This is a genomic window from Pseudomonas sp. CFBP 13711 (genome assembly GCF_014842265.1).
Classification (GTDB): domain Bacteria; phylum Pseudomonadota; class Gammaproteobacteria; order Pseudomonadales; family Pseudomonadaceae; genus Aquipseudomonas.
Genome location: NZ_JACYVI010000003.1, coordinates 403,067 through 420,045 on the forward strand (window position 1 = coordinate 403,067; position 16,979 = coordinate 420,045).

The window sequence follows — 16,979 nt, forward strand, 5'->3', positions numbered from 1 at the left end:
GCGTCATGAACGTTTTCAACACTGCGCTCGGACTTGTGGCCGGTTTGCTGGCCAGCACCGTTTACGCGAGCGACACCCCAGCGATGAGCAAGGGCGAATACCTGACCCGCGCCGCTGATTGCGTGGCCTGCCACGTCGTGCCGGGCGGCAAGCCGTACGCCGGCGGGCTGGAATTCAAATTGCCGTTCGGCAGCCTGTATTCCCCCAACATCACCCCGGACAAAGAAACCGGGATCGGCAACTGGACCGACGACGAATTCGTCGACGCCCTGCAAAAAGGCGTGGGCAAGGACGGCAAGCATTACTACCCGGCCTTCCCTTACACCTCCTACACGCTGATGTCCCGGGAAGACATCCTGGCGATCAAGGGCTACCTGTTCAGCCTCGAACCGGTGAAGCAAATGCCGCCTGAGAACAAGATTTCGTTCCCGTTCAATCAGCGCTGGGGAATGATGTTCTGGAACGCGATTTTCGCCGGCAACGAACGCTTCGTCCCGGACAGCAAGCAATCGGCTGAATGGAACCGCGGCGCGTATCTGGTGCAGGGCCCGGGCCACTGCGGCGAATGCCACACCCCACGCAACATCTTCCAGGCGATGAGCACCGGCAACTCTCTGGCGGGTGCGGAACTGGGCAACTGGATGGCCTACAACATCAGTTCCGACGCCAAATACGGCATCGGCGCCTGGCCGGAAGACGCCATCGTCAGCTACCTGTCGAAGGGCTACGCGGCCGGTTTCGGCGGCGCGGGCGGGCCAATGGGTGACGCGGTCGAGCACAGCCTGCGCTACCTTGATCCAGCGGACCTGAAAGCCATCGCGGTGTACCTCAAGAGCACGCCGGCGAGAAGCGAAGGCATCCCCCGCCCAACCATGGCGGTGAACGACGCCGCGCTGCAAAAGGGGCTCGGCCAGAAGCTGTTCAACGACACCTGCGTGGCCTGTCACCAGATCGACGGCAGCGGGCGGCAATCACCGGCGGGTGGGTTGGCCGGTTTGAAAACCGTCAACGACCCCAAAGGCCGTAACCTGATGGCGACGCTGCTGGAAGGTCACACGCCAACCGCTGCTCGGGTCGACCAGCGCATGCCTGACTTCGCCCGCAGTTACAGCGACGCTGAACTGGCGGCCGTAAGCACCTTCGTGCTGCGTCGGTTCGGTCAGAGCGACGGCGAGGTCAAAGCCGAAGACGTCGCCAAAAACCGCGCCAGCGCGTTGCATTGATGGAGGGGTGGCGCCGCTGATTCTCCTCTGAGTCAGCCGCGCTGCCAGGCCATTCGGCGGTTCAGGGCTTCGGCACCTGCGCCGCCACCGCTGCCTTGTCGATCACCGACTCGACGTTGACGATACGCCCCGCCTCAAACGTGTAGAACACGTTCTCCGTAAACTGCACCCTCCTCCCGTTCACCGCCACCTCGAACAGCTCGCCCACCGGCGTGCAATCGAACGTCAGCCGCGCGGCAATGTGCGGTGGCTCGGCGATCAGCAGATCGATGACGAAACGCAGGTCAGGAATGGCGCGGAAATCCCGCTCCAGCATTTGCCGATAGCCGGCCAGGCCGACGCGCTCGCCGTTGTAATGCACCTCCTCGCCGACGAAGTCTCCCAAGGCAGCCCAGTCCTGACGATTGAGGCAGGCGATGTAGCCGGTGTAGGCGTCTTTGAGTGTCTGGTGATCCATGGTGTCTCCCGGGGTGGGTAGGGCGAATGAATGTAAGTCCCACTGCAAACAGGCGATGCTTTTAGTGGGACTGGCTTTAGCCGGGAAGAGGCCGGCATGAACACCATCACGTTTGCAGTGTGACGACTGATGCCTTCCCGGCTGAAGCGGTCCTACTGAATGACTGCGGTGTGTCAGTGCTACTGGCTGCAAGAAGATGCCTCAGCCAGGAAGTGCTAGGTTATCCGCACTGACTCCATGAAGGCGCAATCATGTCCTCCCACCCTCCCTTCTCCGGTGCGAAAGTCGCGATTCTGTGCAACGGTTCGCTGCTGACGTACCAACGCGATGACAAGCCGGAGATCCCGTGGCCGAATCTGTGGGACCTGCCCGGCGGCGGCCGCGAAGGCGACGAGACCCCGGAAGAGTGCGCCGTGCGGGAGACGAGGGAAGAATTCGGCATCGTCCTCGACCCCGCTTCCTTCATCCACAAACGGGTCTACCCGGGTCAGGGCATCAATGGGCTCGACACCTGGTTTTTCGTCGCTGAAGTGGCTGACGGCCAGTTCGATCAGGTGGTGTTCGGCGACGAGGGCCAGCGCTGGCAGGTGATGACGGTCGAGGCGTTTCTTGCGATGGGCAACGCGGTTGACCGCCTGCAACACCGCTTACGTGAGTTCATGGATCAGTAGCGTTGACACGTCCAGCCCCGAAGAACGCCCGCCCCGACTCACCCAAGCAGAGACAAATTGACGCAGGCATGGCGTTTTTTTGCTATCGTCGCCGGAATTAACTAACCGGTTAATTACGCGACGGATAATGCCGGAAGAACCCCATCTGGCAGCCATCACGCTCTAAACCCTTGTCCTCACCTCACTTGATCGGTCATCCACGACCCTTCTTCGCGTCAGCAGGAATGCCTCATGAATCACTCACAACCTTCTGCAGCCGTCAGCCGCTGGCCCATTCGGGTCGTCGCGCTGGGCGTGCTGGTTTTCGGATTACTCTTCGCAGCGGGCGGCGGCTATCTCGTCACGCTAGGCGGCAGTGCGTATTTCCTGCTGGCCGGTCTGGGCCTGATTATCTCGGCCGTCCTGCTGTTCCGGCGTCGCCTGTCAGGCGCGTGGCTGTTTACGGCGGTGATGCTGCTGACGCTGATCTGGGCGCTGGTGGACGCCGGGCTGGTGTTCTGGCCGCTGGTTTCCCGCCTGTTTGCGCTGGGCGTCCTGAGCCTGCTGGTCGCACTGATCTACCCTTCCCTGCGCAAGGCCAATGGCCTCGCGGCCGGTCGCGGCGGTTACCTCGTTGGTGGTGTGCTGGCGGTGGCGCTGGTCGCCGGGTTCTGGGGGATGTTTCAGCCCCATGCCTCGGTGTCGCCCACGGGGGATGGTCCGGCGCTGACCAAAGTCGATCCGGCCCACGCGCAGAAAGACTGGGCGCATTATGGCAATGACGAAGGCGGCAGCCGTTTTGCGGCGCTGGACCAGATCAACCGCGACAACGTCAGCAAGCTGGTGCCGGCCTGGACCTACCACACCGGCGACGTCGCCATCAGCGACGGCAATGGCGCCGAAGACCAGATGACCCCGTTGCAGATCGGCGACAAGGTGTTCATCTGCACGCCCCACAACAACCTCATCGCGCTGGACGCCGACACCGGCAAGCAGCTGTGGAAAAACGAAATCAACGCCAAGTCCGCCGTGTGGCAACGCTGCCGCGGGCTGGCCTATTTCGATGCCAGCGCCGCCGTTGCGCCACCCACCGATGGCAGCACCCCCGCCGCGCCGGTCGCAGTGCCTGCCGACGCCAACTGCCAGCGTCGTTTGCTGACAAACACCATCGACGCGCGCCTGATTGCCGTGGACGCCGACACCGGCGAGTTCTGCCAGGGCTTCGGCAACAACGGCCAGGTCGACCTCAAGGCCGGTCTGGGCAACGTGCCCGATTCCTACTATCAACTGTCATCGGCGCCGCTGATGGCCGGGACCACCGTGGTCGTCGGCGGACGCGTGGCCGACAACGTACAGGCCGACATGCCGGGCGGCGTGATCCGGGGCTTTGACGTGGTCAGCGGGCAGATGCGCTGGGCGTTCGATCCGGGCAATCCCGAAGACAAGCAGGCCCCTGCCGCCGACAAAACCTATGTGCGCAGTACGCCGAACAGTTGGGCACCGATGTCCTACGACCCGGCCATGAACACGCTGTTCCTGCCGATGGGCAGTTCGTCCACCGACATCTATGGCGTCAAGCGCACCGAGCTCGACCACACCTACGGCGCCTCGGTGCTGGCATTGAACGCCACCACCGGCGTGCAGAAGTGGGTGTATCAGACGGTCCACAACGACCTCTGGGATTTCGACCTGCCGATGCAGCCGAGCCTGATCGACTTCGCCAAGCCTGACGGCAGCAAGGTGCCGGCGCTGGTCATCGGCACCAAGGCCGGGCAGATTTTCGTCCTCGATCGTCACACGGGCCAGCCGCTGACCGAGGTCAAGGAAGTCCCGGTCAAGGCGTCGAACATCCCCAACGAACCCTACTCGCCGACCCAGCCAAAATCCGTGGGCATGCCGCAAATCGGCGCGCAGACCCTGACCGAATCGGACATGTGGGGCGCCACACCGTTCGACCAGTTGCTGTGCCGGATTTCGTTCAAGAAGATGCGCTACGAGGGCCTGTTCACGGCGCCGGGCACCGACATTTCCCTGAGCTTTCCGGGCTCCCTGGGCGGGATGAACTGGGGCAGCCTGTCGACCGACCCGGTGCACGGCTTCATCTTCGTCAACGACATGCGCCTGGGCCTGTGGATTCAGATGGTGCCGCAGTTGAAGGAAGCCATCGCAGCCTCCGGCGGTGAAGCGCTGAACACCGGCATGGGCGCCGTGCCGCTGAAAGGCACCCCGTACGCCGTAAACAAAAACCGCTTTCTGTCCGTGGCCGGCATCCCGTGCCAGGCGCCGCCGTTTGGCACGCTGACCGCCATCGACATGAAGACTCAAAAGATTGCCTGGCAAGTGCCGGTGGGCACCGTTCAGGACACTGGCCCGATGGGCATCAAAATGCACCTGCCGCTGCCGATCGGCATGCCGACGCTGGGGGGCACGCTGTCGACCCAGGGCGGGTTGGTGTTCATCGCCGGCACCCAGGATTACTACCTGCGCGCGTTCAACAGCGCCAACGGCGAAGAAGCCTGGAAAGCCCGCTTGCCCGTTGGCAGTCAGGGCGGCCCGATGACGTATGTGTCACCGAAGACCGGCAAGCAGTACATCGTCATCACCGCCGGCGGCGCCCGTCAGTCGGCGGATCGCGGTGATTACGTGATTGCCTACGCGTTGCCTGACAGCAAGTAACCGCTCCCACAAAAAAAACCGCTGACGCCTTGATGAGGGGGCGCAGCGGTTTTTTTTGCATCAGGGGAAAGGCTCGGGCCGGATTCACCTTGGGAACTGCCTTTACCTTGTGGGACCGGCTTCAGCCGGGAAGGCGTCGGGCGTCACGCTGCAAAATCGAGGGCGATTACACCGGCCTCTTCCCGGCTAAAGCCGGTCCCACTATCGAGCCGCGTTCACCTTGTAGGCAGCGATCAATTACTCGCCACTTCCGCCGAATTACCGGTGGTCACCAGCGCTTTGAGCGAGGCGTCGAACTGCTTCAAAGCGTTGATCTGCAGATCGCGCTGCTGGTTGATCTGCGCGGCGATCTCCGGAGCGGCCTTATCGTGGACCCACACCGAGGTCAGCTCTTTGGCGCCGAGGCCTTCAGCCTTGCCGATGTATTGCAGGTTCGAGTCGTAGAACTTCGCGATGAAGCGCGCTTCCACTTGAGAGTTACGCTGGGACACCAGGCGGCTGTAGGTGTCGAGCATGACCACCACGTCCGGCCGCGCCTGCATCAGCGCGTCGAGATTGTCATACACGGTCACCGATGCGAACTGTTTCTCCAAAGAACCTCTCAGCCAGTCCATCGCCAGTTTCGGATCGGAGCTGCTCACGAACGCCTCACGAATACGCGAATCCAGCCCGCCATTCTTGACGCCTTTCAGCGCCACCGCGTGATAACGCTCAAGGTATTCGAGGGTGCTGACGGTGTTTTCGCTGTAGAGCACACCAACGCTTTGAGAAGACTGCAACGCCACACGGCTTTCAACCACCGGCAGCAAATGGCACGCCTCGGCGTCTGCCGCGGAAAGAGAGCCTGCCGCTGCAGCAGAACCCGTAGCGACGAAACCGCTGGACAGCACGGCGACGAGGGTCAGCAGGGTTGAAATTTTCATCGCGTGGCGTCCTTCTCAAGCAAGTTCGGTATGGGGCCATCCTCCTCTCTTCCGAGAAAAAGAGAACTCGCCTACCGTGATGGTCACTATCGATTTCAGGAATGGTAGGCGGAGTGAGAAACACCTTTACCGATGCTTCAACAAAGCCTGAGCGTCCCATAGAGGCGCCGCCCTATAGAAAATACGACGCCAGGTCGTGGGTGACGTTCAACCTTATTTGCTCCCCTTGGGCGAAAGGTAGAAAGATGCCCTCGAACAAAAAATGCCGGTAATCATCACCGGCATTTTTCATTTCATCGCTGCGCCATCACTTGGCCTGACTGACGCGCCAGACCTTGTTGCCTACATCGTCTGCGACCAGCAACGCGCCCTGTTTGTCGAGGATCACGCCGACCGGACGGCCCTGCGCGTCGCCGTCGGCGTTGAGGAAGCCGGTCAGGACGTCCACCGGCAGGCCGGTTGGGCGGCCATCCTTGAAGCCGACGAAGACGACTTTGTAGCCGGCCTGGGGATTGCGGTTCCACGAACCGTGCTCGCCGACAAACACGCCGTCGGCAAATTTGGCCGGCATGCCGCGCGGGTCGGACCAGGTCAGGCCCAGCGGCGCGACGTGGGTGCCGAGGGCGTAATCCGGGGCGATGGCCTTGGCGACCATGTCCGGGCGCGGCGGCTGCAAGCGGCTGTCGACGTGTTGGCCGTAGTAGCTCCAGGGCCAGCCGTAGAACGCGCCGTCCTTGACCGAGGTCAGGTAATCCGGCACCAGGTCGCTGCCGATTTCGTCACGCTCGTTGACCACCGTCCACAGCTCGTTGCTGCCCGGCTTCCAGGCCAGCCCGTTGGGGTTGCGCAGGCCGCTGGCGAACAGGCGTTTCTGCCCGGTCTTGACGTCAACTTCCCAGACCGCCGCGCGACCTTCTTCGGCTTCCAGACCGTTCTCGCCCACGTTGCTGTTCGAGCCAACGGTGACGTACAGCTTGGTGCCTTCGCGGTTGGCGATGATGTTCTTGGTCCAGTGGTGATTGATGCCCGCCGGCAGGTCGGTGACTTTCACCGGCTTGGCGGTGCTTTCGGTCTGGCCGTCGTTGTACGGGACCTTGACCACCGCGTCGGCATTGGCGATGAACAACTCGTTGCCCACCAGCACCATGCCGAACGGCGAAGTCAGGCCGCTGATGAACACCTTCTTCATTTCCGCGCGGCCATCGCCGTCGGCATCGCGCAGGATGCTGATGCGGTTGGCGCTCTCGGCTTCGGCGCCCACCCGGCTCATGACGATCCCGGTGGCGGTGCGCTTGATCCAGGCCATCACGCCCGGCCCGCCGTCCGTCGCACCTTCAGGCTTGGGCGGCTTGTTGCTCTCGGCCACCAGGATGTCGCCGTTGGGCAGGCTGTACAGCCAGCGCGGGTGATCGAGGTTCTCGGCCAGCGCGCTGACCTTGAAGCCCTCGGCGGCCTTGGGCGTGTCGGTGCCCTTCCAGCCGATGGCCTTGGACACCTTGACCGTCGGAATCAACGTGCTGTTCGGCTCGGGCAGTTGCGGCTGCGCGCCTACACCCGCCTGGAACGGCAGCTTGGCGGTCTCGCCGCAGGCACTGAGCATCGCAGCAGTGGTCATCAGCAGTGCAAATCGGTGCATCGCAATCATCGTTCAACCTCGCGGCGGCCATCCATGGGCCCATTGTTTTGAGAATTAGAAGCTGGGAGAAGCAAACGCTTCAAGAGACATAAGGCTGACAAGTATCGCCACGTCGACCGACAGCAAACAGCTCATGGGACGCAAATCACATTTGCCCTTGGGGCACCAATAAAACGACCACTGCGCGAGGCTCAGGGTTCAATAATCTGCGCCGACACGTCGCGTACGGGGCCGAGGGGTTAGCCATATCGGCCGATTTTAGCTACGCTGCCCTCCCACCACCCCAGAGCCAGATCCGATGAACCGCCCAGAGTTTGCTTTGGATGTTGAGGCGATCAGTGCGATCCCTGCCGTGCCCGTCATTCTGAGCATGGTCAAGCACATCACCGGCATGCGCTTCGCGGCGATCGCCAGGGTCACGGAAAGCAACTGGGTGGCCTGCGCCGTCGATGACTCGATCAATTTCGGCCTCAAGCCGGGCGGCGAGTTGGTGCTGGAATCGACCATCTGCCATGAGATCAGGCAGCATCAGAAACCCGTGGTCTTCGGCCACGCCAGCGCCGACCCGCAGTTCGCCACCCATCACACGCCCAACATCTACGGGCTGGAAAGCTACATATCGATCCCCATCGTTCTGGCCGACGGCCGCTTCTTCGGCACGCTGTGCGCGATCGATTCAGTGCCGGCCAATCTGGGCGATCCTGCCATCGTCAAGACGCTGACCCTGTTCGCGCAGTTGATCGCCATGAGCCTGGACACCCAGGGTCACCTGGAGACCGCCCGCGCCGAGCTGACCGACGCCAACGAACACGGCCGGCTGCGCGAACAGTTCATGGCGGTGCTGGGCCACGACCTGCGTACGCCGTTGAGTGCGATCCGCATGAGCGCCGACCTGTTGGCGACCAAAACCGAAGACAAGCGCTCGCTGGGGCTGGTGGCGGCCATCCGGCAGAGCTCGATCCGCATGGGCGTACTGATCGAGAACGTGCTGGATTTTGCCCGGGGCCGAATGGGCGGCGGGATTCCGGTGAAACGCCACATCACCGACGAACTTCCCGAGGTGTTGACAGCGACGGTGGACGAGATCCGCGCGTCGCACCCGCAGGCGAGCTTCATCGAGGCCATCGACCTCAGCGGCACCGTCTACTGCGACCCGCTGCGCATCAGTCAGTTGCTGTCCAACCTGCTGGGCAACGCCGTCACCCACGGGTCGCCCACGACGCCGATCCATCTGCACGTCTGGCAGGAATGCGATCAAGTCATCATTTCCGTCATGAATTATGGCGCGCCCATTTCGCCACGGTTGATGCCGCTGCTGTTCGAGCCCTTCACCCGATCCGAAGCCGGTGGTCGCGGGGAAGGCCTGGGACTAGGGCTGTACATCGCCTCACAGATCGCCACTGCCCATGACGGGATCCTGACGGTGAGCTCATCGGCGGAACTGGGCACCTGTTTCATCGCGCGTTTTCCTTCTGAGCCGCCCGCCTGAGCGCCGATTGCCGATTTCGGCGCGGCCACCCGGCGGCGCTGCGCTGCACATTGATTTTTCGCCATCACCCGGTTTTCTGAAGCCCCCTTCCCTGAGGAGAGCACCTGACATGCTTCTGCACCAGTCCACGTGGATCGAGATCGAGCAGTTTCTCAAACGCAGCCGCACGATCGTCGTGCCCATCGGCTCGAACGAACAACATGGCCCCACCGGCCTGCTCGGCACTGACTGGATGTGCCCGCAGATCATCGCCCACGAAGCGCAGAAGAGCGCCGATATCCTGATCGCGCCGACCTTCAATATTGGTATGGCGCAGCACCATCTGGGCTTTCCCGGGACGATCTCGCTGCGCCCCTCGACGTTCATCGCCGCCATTGGTGACTGGGCGCGCTCGCTGGCGGGTCATGGCTTCGAAAAAATCCTCTTCCTCAATGGGCACGGCGGCAACGTCGCGTCGATCGAGGCAGCGTTTTCCGAGCTGTATGCCGAGGCCAGTTTCGCCGGACGGTCTGCCGGCTTTGCGCTCAAGCTGACCAACTGGTGGGACCTGGAAGGCGTTGGTGAACTCGCCCATCGGCAGTTCCCGGTGGGCCACGGCTCCCACGCGACGCCGTCCGAGATCGCGGTGACCCAGTGGGCCTACCCGGAGTCGATCAAATCAGCGGACTACTCGCCGCAGATTGCCCCGACCGGTCCGATCCGCGAAGCGAAGGATTTTCGCGCGCGCTTCCCCGACGGGCGTATGGGCTCTGACCCTGCGCTAGCCACGCCGGAAAAGGGTGGAGAACTGGTGGCGCTGGCCGCCAAAGGGCTGGTGCGCGCGGTTGACGCGTTCAGTCGCGAACCGGCGCTGCATTGATATCGCTGCGTTGACGTGGCTTGGCCGTGCGGCAATAGCGCGCGGCGTTGAACTCGTCCGCCAAACGGCGGCCATAGTGGTATGCGCTTTTTGAAACGGTATGGGACCTGGGGCAGTCTGCAGCGCAACGACCTCGCCCGGTCCCCTTGGCTGACAGGTGATATGTGAATACGTTTATCCCACTGGACAAAGTTGAAGAAATCGATCTGCAGGATTACCACGAGGTCTGGCTGACCACGTCAGAAACCTGGCCACAAGACCCGGCGACGGTCCACCGCAAGTGCCTGTGGCGCCAGGATCGCGAGATGACCTCCGATGTGGAAATCGACGGCGTGTACTTTGAAAACCTTCCGCACCTGTGGCTGCGGGTGGACGACCTTGATGATCAACAGGACATCGACCTGGTCATCGAAAAGCTCAAGACGCGCATTGCCGCACTGAATCTCAAAGGTGAGTTCTATCCTCCCGAGCTGCCGACAGCGGCGCCTCACAAAGACGAAGACGAAATCAAGAAAGACCTGCGCAGCTAATTCGCTTCAACCCTCGCTTCTCCGACGCGCGCCGTTGCTGATCTTCAGCACGGCGCCGTTTTTGTTTCTGCCTGGCGCCTTTCCCGTCAGTGACCGGCTTCAGCCGGGAAGAGGCCAGTGTGAACACCCTCGATCTTGCAGCGTGGCATCCGACGCCTTCCCGGCTGAAGCCAGTCCTACAAGTGCATGCGATCAGTCAGTAGGACTGGCTTTAGCCGGGAAGAGGGCAGTGTGAACACCATCAATCTTCCAGCGTGGCATCCGACGCCTTCCCGGCTAAAGCCAGTCCTACGGGAACACGCAATCCGTCAGTGGGACCGGCTTTAGCCGTGAAGAGGCCAGTGTAAACACCCTCAATTTTGCAGCGTGGCATCTGACGCCTTCCCGGCTAAAGCCAGTCCTACGGGAACACGCAATCCGTCAGTAGGACCGGCATTAGCCGGGAAGAGGGCCGTGTAAACACCAACCATTATTGCACTCTGGGCTAGAATCGCCCGCTCAGACCATCAAGGAGTGAACCCCTGTGCAGATGTCCCCGGCGATACCGCTGATTCGTATTTTTTCCGAAGCCAAGGCGAAAGAGTTCTATGTCGAGTTTCTCGGCTTCAGCCTGGACTGGGAGCACCGCTTTGAACCAGATCTGCCGCTGTATGCCCAGGCCCGCCGCGACAATCTGGTCATCCACCTGACCGAACACCATGGCGACGCGACGCCGGGCTCGACGATCTTCGTGCCGGTCAGCGACATCGCTGAATTGCAGCTCGAACTGCTGGCGAAAAACTACGGCTATTCGCGCCCCGGCATTCAGGACCTCGACTGGGGCAAGGTCATGGAAATCGCCGATCCGTTCGGCAACCGCCTGCGTTTCTGCGAGGGCTCCGAGGACTGACCTTCGCCGCCGTCAGAGGCGGAAATACTGCCCGATCGCCCGCCGCAGCAGGTCCACCGCGTCATCGCCGTGGGAAGCAGACGAGCGCACGACGATGATGTCGTGGTCGGCGATCAGCGGCAGGCCGTCCAGAATGCGCATGCCGTCGGTGACCCGGGCGCGGTCGATCACGCTGATCCCCAAGCCTGCTTCGACGCAGGCCTTGACCGCCTGATTGGACGAACTCTCCAGCACGATGCGCATGCGATGGCCGCTGCGCTTGAGTGACTCGATCATCGCTTGCCGGTACGAGCATTGCGCGGCGTGCACGGCCAGCGGCAATGGGTCCGGTAAATCCCCCGAGTGATGTGCGGCGCCGACCCACACCGGGGTCGTCGGCATCAGCAGTTGATCGTCCGCACCCAACTGGCCTTCGGGCAGGGCGATGACCGCCACCTGCAGCCGCCCCCGCCGCACCTGCTCGCGCAAGATGAAGCTGGGCGCGGTCTTCAACTCCAGAACGATATTCGGCCACGCGGCGGTGAAAATCGGCAGCACGTCGCGAATCAGGTGCGTGGCGTATTCATCCGGCACGCCAAGGGTGATGCGCCCCGCCAGCTGCGTGCCCTGCAGCTCGGCCAGCGCTTGATCGTGGGTGCTCAGCAGCGCAGCGGTGGAGCTCAGAAACCGCTTCCCCAGCGGCGTCAGCGAGACCGACTGATTGTCGCGGTTGAGCAGTCGCCCGCCCGCCACCGCTTCCAGCCGCTGCACGTGCACGCTGACCGCCGCCGGGCTTTTGTGCAGCTGTTCCGCCGCCGCGCTGAACTTGCCAATGCGCGCCACGGCGTGAAAGGTGCGGACCTGTTCGATATCCAAAATGGCGCTCATGGTTTACCGATCCCGAAGCACTGCTGTCGTTTATTTTGATTTATTAGATTACGTCGGTTGGGTACGTTGGGTCCATGAACACTTCAAACGACATGACCAACGTGAGCCTTCCCCTTCCGTCGCGACGCCGGGCAATGCCCTTGCCGCTGCTCGAAGCCGGGCTGGTGATCATCTGGAGCTCGGGCTTCATCGGCGCGCGCTTCTCCATCGATTTCGCGCCGGCTTCGCTGGTGGTGTTCTGGCGTTGCCTCCTGGTCACGCTGATTCTGTTTCCCTTCGTCGCCCGGCAACTGCGCCAGACGCCGCCGGCGGTGCTGTTGAAAAACGCCGGCATCGGCCTGCTGGCCATGGCCGGTTATCTGTTCGGCGTGACCGAGGGGATTGCCCTTGGCGTGCCCGCCGGGCTGGCAGCGCTGTTCGCCGACCTGCTGCCGATCGGCATGGCCGTGCTCGCGGCCGTGGTGCTGCGCCAGCGGTTGGCCCGCAGCGTATGGATCGGTTTGCTCATCGGCCTGGCGGGCGTAATGCTGGCGACCCACGACGCGCTGGCCTGGGGCAGCGCACCCCCATGGGCCTACGCCCTGCCGGTGCTGGGCATGCTGTCGCTGGCGGTCGCCACCCTGTGGCAAAAACATTCACCGGACCCGAAGGCGCTGGGCCTGCTGCCCAACCTGTGGCTGCAGTGCTTCGTCTCGACCTTCGTGTTTGCCCTCGTTGCGGGACTGCACGGAAGTCTCGCCCCCGTCCCCAATTCAGGCTTCGCGATGAGTGTGCTATGGACGTCGGTGTCGACGGTCGGCGGTTACGGGCTGTACTGGATGTGCCTGCGTCGTGCCACGCCAACGCGGGTTGCCAGTGTCCTTTACCTCAGCCCGCCGCTGACGCTGCTGCTGGCCTGGGCCATGTTCGACGAACCGCTGTCGTGGCTGATGGCCCTGGGCATGGCGGTCTCGGGGGTCGGCATCGGTCTGGTGATACGCGGCGAGGCGCGGCAGGCGTTATGAAACGGCCGGTCCCGCGCATCGCTCATCACGTTATCGCGACAAATCAAAGCGACAGCTGGCTCGTGGTCGCCCATCAAATCAGCGACTCCAGCCCCCTCAGCAAACCTTTTAAAGTCAGCGCAGCGCGCGCGGCAAGCAGAGTGCCGGCGACATAAGGCAGGGCACTGGAGCCAGCCTCGTGGCGGATGACAAGTCGCTCGCTTTCTGTCGCGTGGATGCTTTCGACTGCGAGAACATAGGAAGGCAGATACACGCTGTGCAATTGGACTGCATGAGTGCCAGAACCGATTGGCACCCCCCTGCCCCCTACCAAGCCTTTCAATTTTTCGAGCGGGATCGTGGTGGGCGCCTGGCGCAGTGCGGAAAGTGCTTCTGCGAGCTCCCGACCGGTGCCCGTAGGGACGTCTTGTTTACGCGCGCTGGCGTACTCGACAACTTCTACGTCAGCCAGATAGCGCGCCGCTTCGAGCGCGAAGCGTTTCAACAGCGTGCCGCTGATGGAAAAGTTGCCCGCAGCGACCACACCAACACCGTGCTGCCGGGCCAAAGCATCCAACGCCTGGAGCTCGATTTCGTCGAGGCCACTGGTCCCGATCACAAGCGCTCTCCCCGCTCTGATGACAGCGGGCGCGTGAGCACGAACACCTTCGGTATTCGTGTAGTCGATGACCACATCCGATGGCAGGTTCAACGCTTCATCGAGCGTACCTACGATGGCAATACCGGTGGGGGGTAAACCGAGAGCAGTACCCATGTCTTCACCGGCACGGCTGCGAGAGACACCTGCCACTACCTCAACGCCAGGCGTTTTGATTGCTTCACGAAAAATAGCTTGCCCGACCCAACCAGTCACTCCAGCAATAACGATTTTCACAGGTCCATTCCTTTTTTTGCGCACAACACTTCTAAGGCTAGCCATGAGGCAGCATTCGGTTCCAGGCCGCTAAAGTGCCTGGGTCATCATCGGCAACAATGGCGACGCACCGAAGATTAGAGCGCTGGTTAAGAAGGAAAAAGCGCTGTAGCGTTCGAGCATCTGTAACGGGTGGTTAGGAATATGAACAAATTGCAGTCGATGCAGGTGCTGCTTGAGGTGGTAGACGCGGGCAACTTCAGTGCCGCCGCTCGCCGTCTGGGTCTGTCTGCGGTCATGGTGGGAAAGCACGTACGGCAGTTGGAGGAGTTACTCGGCATGCGATTGCTGGAACGAAGCACTCGCAGCCAACGCTTGACCCAGGCGGGCAAGGTGTATTGCGAGACAGCTCGCGGGGTACTCAACCAGATTAAACTGGCCGAAAACACCATTGAATCCATGCACGCGAATCCGCGAGGCATGATCCGCATCAGCGCGCCACACAGCGTGGGAGCCACATGGATTGCTCCGTTGGTTACCCGCTATCTACGCCTCTATCCCGCCGTGAAAATCGAACTCATTCTGAGCAACGCTTATGTGAACCTGATCGATGACCAATTTGACTTAGTCGTTCGGGTAGGGACGCTGGCCGATTCAGAGCTGGTCGCACGCCGGCTTCCGCCCTACCAAATGGTGATCTGCGGAGCGCCGGACTACTTGTTGCAACGGGGCACGCCGCAGGTCCCCCGCGACCTGGAGCGCCACTCGTGTCTTGGACACTTGTCTGTCTATGGCTGTATTCAATGGCCGTTACACAACGCTGACGGCTACTGCTGGACGGGAGATGGATGCTTTGCTTCCAACGACAGTCATGCTCTGCGTCAGGCCGCAGTGGGCGGCGCAGGTCTGATACTGCAGCCCGAACTATCAGTGATCAATGATTTATCCACCGGCCGTTTGGTGGAAGTGCTACGCGATCATCGCCCAACGCCGCTGCAGGTCCACCTGCTCTACCTCCCTGCGCGTAAAGAACACAAGGGATTTTCCAACTTGGTGGACTTCATTCTTGCCCTGACCCACAGGACCGGAAAATACGATTAGCGCCTCCCGGAAAAGCGACGTTCGTCCCGCGCTGAATCGATAGGGCCTGGCACTGACTTGCGGCGCCTGTAGCCCTGACGATCTTCAGGCCACCCAACGGCGCGTGACCTCCAAGCGTTGGAATGCTGGGCCAATGCAGCCGTTTGTCACCCATAGCGTCGTTTTCGCCAAGACAACTGTCTCAAGTGGGTGATACGGGTGTGCGCCGCACACCCCACCTTCTACTGGAGCGCATCCCCATGAAAATCGGCTTTTTGGGCCTCGGCAATATGGGTCAGGCCGTGGCTGGCAATCTGTTGAAAGGCGGTCATGAACTGCTGGTCTGGAACCGTTCTCCCGAGGCGGCGAAGCCATTGGTCGAGCAAGGCGCCACGGCAGTCACCGAGCCTGCGCAAGCGTTCGCCGCCGACGTGGTGTTCAGCATGCTCGCCGACGACAAGGCCTTGCGCGCAGTGCTGCTGGATTCCGGTCTTCTCAAGTCACTCCAGGGCCCGCTGATCCACATCAACATGGCGACCATTTCCGTGACCTTCGCCGACGAGTTGGCCGAGTTGCACGCCGCGCAGGGCATCGAGTACATCGCCGCGCCGGTGATGGGCCGCCCCAACATGGCTGCCGCCGCGAAGCTGAACATCATGGCTGCCGGCTCCGCTGAAGTCATCGAGACAGTGCAGCCGTTGTTCGACCTGATCGGCAGCAAGACCTGGTGCATGGGCGACAAACCCTCCAGCGCCAACGCCATGAAACTGGCCATGAACTTCATGCTGGTCTCGGCCATCGAGGCGATGAGCGAAGCGGCCGTGCTGGTCACCCGCCACGGCCTGAAATCGGCCGATCTGGTGGAACTGGCGGCGGGGACGATCTTCCCCGGCCCGGTGTACGCCGGTTATGGCGCGTTGATCGGCGAACGCAAATACGAGCCCGCCGCGTTCAAGGCGGTGCTTGGATTGAAGGATGTGGATCTGGTGCTGGCGGCGGCCAGTCAGGTGTCGGTAGAGATGCCGAGCGCCGAGATGATTCGCGCCCACTTGCAGGACGCCATCGACCATGGTCAGGGCGAGATGGACCTGGCGGTATTGGCCGAAGTGGCGGAGCGGCGCAACCCGCGCTGAGTGCTTCGTCGTTTGCCGTTGATGTGAGGTCCAGACGTCAGCTCAAGGCCGGGCGACATGGAGCCGGTGCAGGGTAATCTTGCGCACCTCCTGCTTGCTGACTTCGATGTGCCGCGTGAGCAACTGCTGCGCCTGCCCTGTGCGGCCGTTGAGCACGGCGTCGAGAATCTGCCCATGCTCATCGTAGGTCGCCTCGATGCGCGCCGCCTGGGTGAAATCCAGGCGGCGAATGATGCGTATCTTCTCGGTGATCTCCAGGTGCAGCCGCGCCATTTCGGTGTTGCCTGCCGCCTCCAGCAGTGCGCAGTGGAAACGCTCATCCAGCGCTGACACCTGCTGGGCATCTTGCAGGCGCTCGGGGGGCGTGACGAGCCAAGTGCATTTCAGCTCGTCGATGACCGGGTGTTGCTCCAGATCTAATGTCTCTAGACGCGCCAGTGCCGCGCATTCCAGCACGATCCTCACGTCGTAAAGCTCTTCGAAATAAGTGAAATCGAACGCCCTCACCCGCCAGCCGCTGCGGAAATACACCTCCAGATAACCTTCGCGCTCCAGCCGATACAGCGCCTGCCGCACCGGCGTGCGGCTGGCCTGCACGCGCTCGGCCACCTCGCCTTCGCTGAAGCGATCCCCCGGCAGCAGGCGGAACTCGAAGATGTCTTCCTTGAGCTGCTGATAGATGCGCTCGGCCATATTGTCCGGGCGCAGTT

16 protein-coding genes are annotated in these 16,979 nt (G+C 62.1%); 10 read left to right on the forward strand and 6 right to left on the reverse strand.

What is annotated here, in order from left to right:
* Positions 1-5 precede the first annotated feature (5 nt).
* On the forward strand, positions 6-1,223 hold the full coding sequence (locus IFT47_RS08880) for a c-type cytochrome (RefSeq protein ID WP_192172321.1): 1,218 nt from the start codon (positions 6-8) through the stop codon (positions 1,221-1,223).
* A gap of 61 nt (positions 1,224-1,284) precedes the next feature.
* Here IFT47_RS08880 and IFT47_RS08885 read toward each other — a convergent pair whose 3' ends face one another.
* Positions 1,285-1,680 carry an ester cyclase gene (locus IFT47_RS08885; RefSeq protein ID WP_192172320.1) on the reverse strand — a complete coding sequence of 132 codons (396 nt, stop codon included), beginning with the start codon at positions 1,678-1,680 and terminating at the stop codon, positions 1,285-1,287.
* A gap of 251 nt (positions 1,681-1,931) precedes the next feature.
* Between IFT47_RS08885 and IFT47_RS08890 the strand changes: the two genes are divergently transcribed.
* Positions 1,932-2,351, forward strand: a complete 420-nt coding sequence (locus IFT47_RS08890; RefSeq protein ID WP_192172319.1) for an NUDIX hydrolase — start codon at positions 1,932-1,934, stop codon at positions 2,349-2,351.
* Positions 2,352-2,582: 231 nt separating this feature from the next.
* Positions 2,583-5,006, forward strand: a complete 2,424-nt coding sequence (locus IFT47_RS08895; protein WP_192172318.1) for a glucose/quinate/shikimate family membrane-bound PQQ-dependent dehydrogenase — start codon at positions 2,583-2,585, stop codon at positions 5,004-5,006.
* Between the two features lie 233 nt (positions 5,007-5,239).
* On the opposite strand, the gene IFT47_RS08900 is transcribed toward IFT47_RS08895, so the two are convergent.
* Both IFT47_RS08900 and IFT47_RS08905 read right to left on the reverse strand, forming a co-directional pair.
* Positions 5,240-5,929: an ATPase gene (locus IFT47_RS08900; RefSeq protein WP_192172317.1), complete on the reverse strand. Its 690-nt coding sequence runs from the start codon at positions 5,927-5,929 to the stop codon at positions 5,240-5,242.
* Between the two features lie 307 nt (positions 5,930-6,236).
* On the reverse strand, positions 6,237-7,574 hold the full coding sequence (locus IFT47_RS08905; RefSeq protein WP_192172316.1) for a PQQ-dependent sugar dehydrogenase: 1,338 nt from the start codon (positions 7,572-7,574) through the stop codon (positions 6,237-6,239).
* Between the two features lie 289 nt (positions 7,575-7,863).
* Between IFT47_RS08905 and IFT47_RS08910 the strand changes: the two genes are divergently transcribed.
* The 4 genes from IFT47_RS08910 to IFT47_RS08925 all read left to right on the forward strand — a co-directional run bounded on the left by IFT47_RS08910 (position 7,864) and on the right by IFT47_RS08925 (position 11,332).
* Positions 7,864-9,054 (forward strand): GAF domain-containing sensor histidine kinase, encoded by a 1,191-nt coding sequence (locus IFT47_RS08910; protein WP_244655908.1) that lies wholly within the window; start codon positions 7,864-7,866, stop codon positions 9,052-9,054.
* Positions 9,055-9,163: 109 nt separating this feature from the next.
* On the forward strand, positions 9,164-9,913 hold the full coding sequence (locus IFT47_RS08915) for a creatininase family protein (RefSeq protein ID WP_192130134.1): 750 nt from the start codon (positions 9,164-9,166) through the stop codon (positions 9,911-9,913).
* A gap of 164 nt (positions 9,914-10,077) precedes the next feature.
* Positions 10,078-10,443 (forward strand): hypothetical protein, encoded by a 366-nt coding sequence (locus IFT47_RS08920; RefSeq protein WP_192172315.1) that lies wholly within the window; start codon positions 10,078-10,080, stop codon positions 10,441-10,443.
* Positions 10,444-10,966: 523 nt separating this feature from the next.
* Positions 10,967-11,332, forward strand: coding sequence for a glyoxalase superfamily protein (locus IFT47_RS08925; RefSeq protein ID WP_192172314.1), 366 nt, complete (start codon positions 10,967-10,969; stop codon positions 11,330-11,332).
* A 12-nt stretch (positions 11,333-11,344) separates the two neighbouring features.
* Here the strand turns inward: IFT47_RS08925 and IFT47_RS08930 are convergent, their stop codons facing one another.
* The gene (locus tag IFT47_RS08930) at positions 11,345-12,199 is read right to left on the reverse strand and encodes a LysR family transcriptional regulator (RefSeq protein WP_192172313.1); all 855 of its coding nucleotides are present in this window, start codon (positions 12,197-12,199) and stop codon (positions 11,345-11,347) included.
* A 74-nt stretch (positions 12,200-12,273) separates the two neighbouring features.
* Between IFT47_RS08930 and IFT47_RS08935 the strand changes: the two genes are divergently transcribed.
* A complete protein-coding gene (locus IFT47_RS08935; RefSeq protein ID WP_244655907.1) occupies positions 12,274-13,203 on the forward strand; it encodes a DMT family transporter in 930 nt (309 codons plus the stop codon).
* Positions 13,204-13,276: 73 nt separating this feature from the next.
* On the opposite strand, the gene dapB is transcribed toward IFT47_RS08935, so the two are convergent.
* Entirely contained in the window at positions 13,277-14,077 is an 801-nt protein-coding gene (gene dapB / locus IFT47_RS08940) for a 4-hydroxy-tetrahydrodipicolinate reductase (RefSeq protein ID WP_197983796.1), read from the reverse strand.
* 183 nt (positions 14,078-14,260) lie between these two features.
* Between dapB and IFT47_RS08945 the strand changes: the two genes are divergently transcribed.
* Entirely contained in the window at positions 14,261-15,157 is an 897-nt protein-coding gene (locus tag IFT47_RS08945) for a LysR substrate-binding domain-containing protein (RefSeq protein ID WP_192172311.1), read from the forward strand.
* A 239-nt stretch (positions 15,158-15,396) separates the two neighbouring features.
* Positions 15,397-16,269: an NAD(P)-dependent oxidoreductase gene (locus IFT47_RS08950; RefSeq protein ID WP_192172310.1), complete on the forward strand. Its 873-nt coding sequence runs from the start codon at positions 15,397-15,399 to the stop codon at positions 16,267-16,269.
* Positions 16,270-16,311: 42 nt separating this feature from the next.
* Here IFT47_RS08950 and IFT47_RS08955 read toward each other — a convergent pair whose 3' ends face one another.
* A complete protein-coding gene (locus IFT47_RS08955; protein WP_192172309.1) occupies positions 16,312-16,962 on the reverse strand; it encodes a GntR family transcriptional regulator in 651 nt (216 codons plus the stop codon).
* Positions 16,963-16,979: the final 17 nt, after the last annotated feature.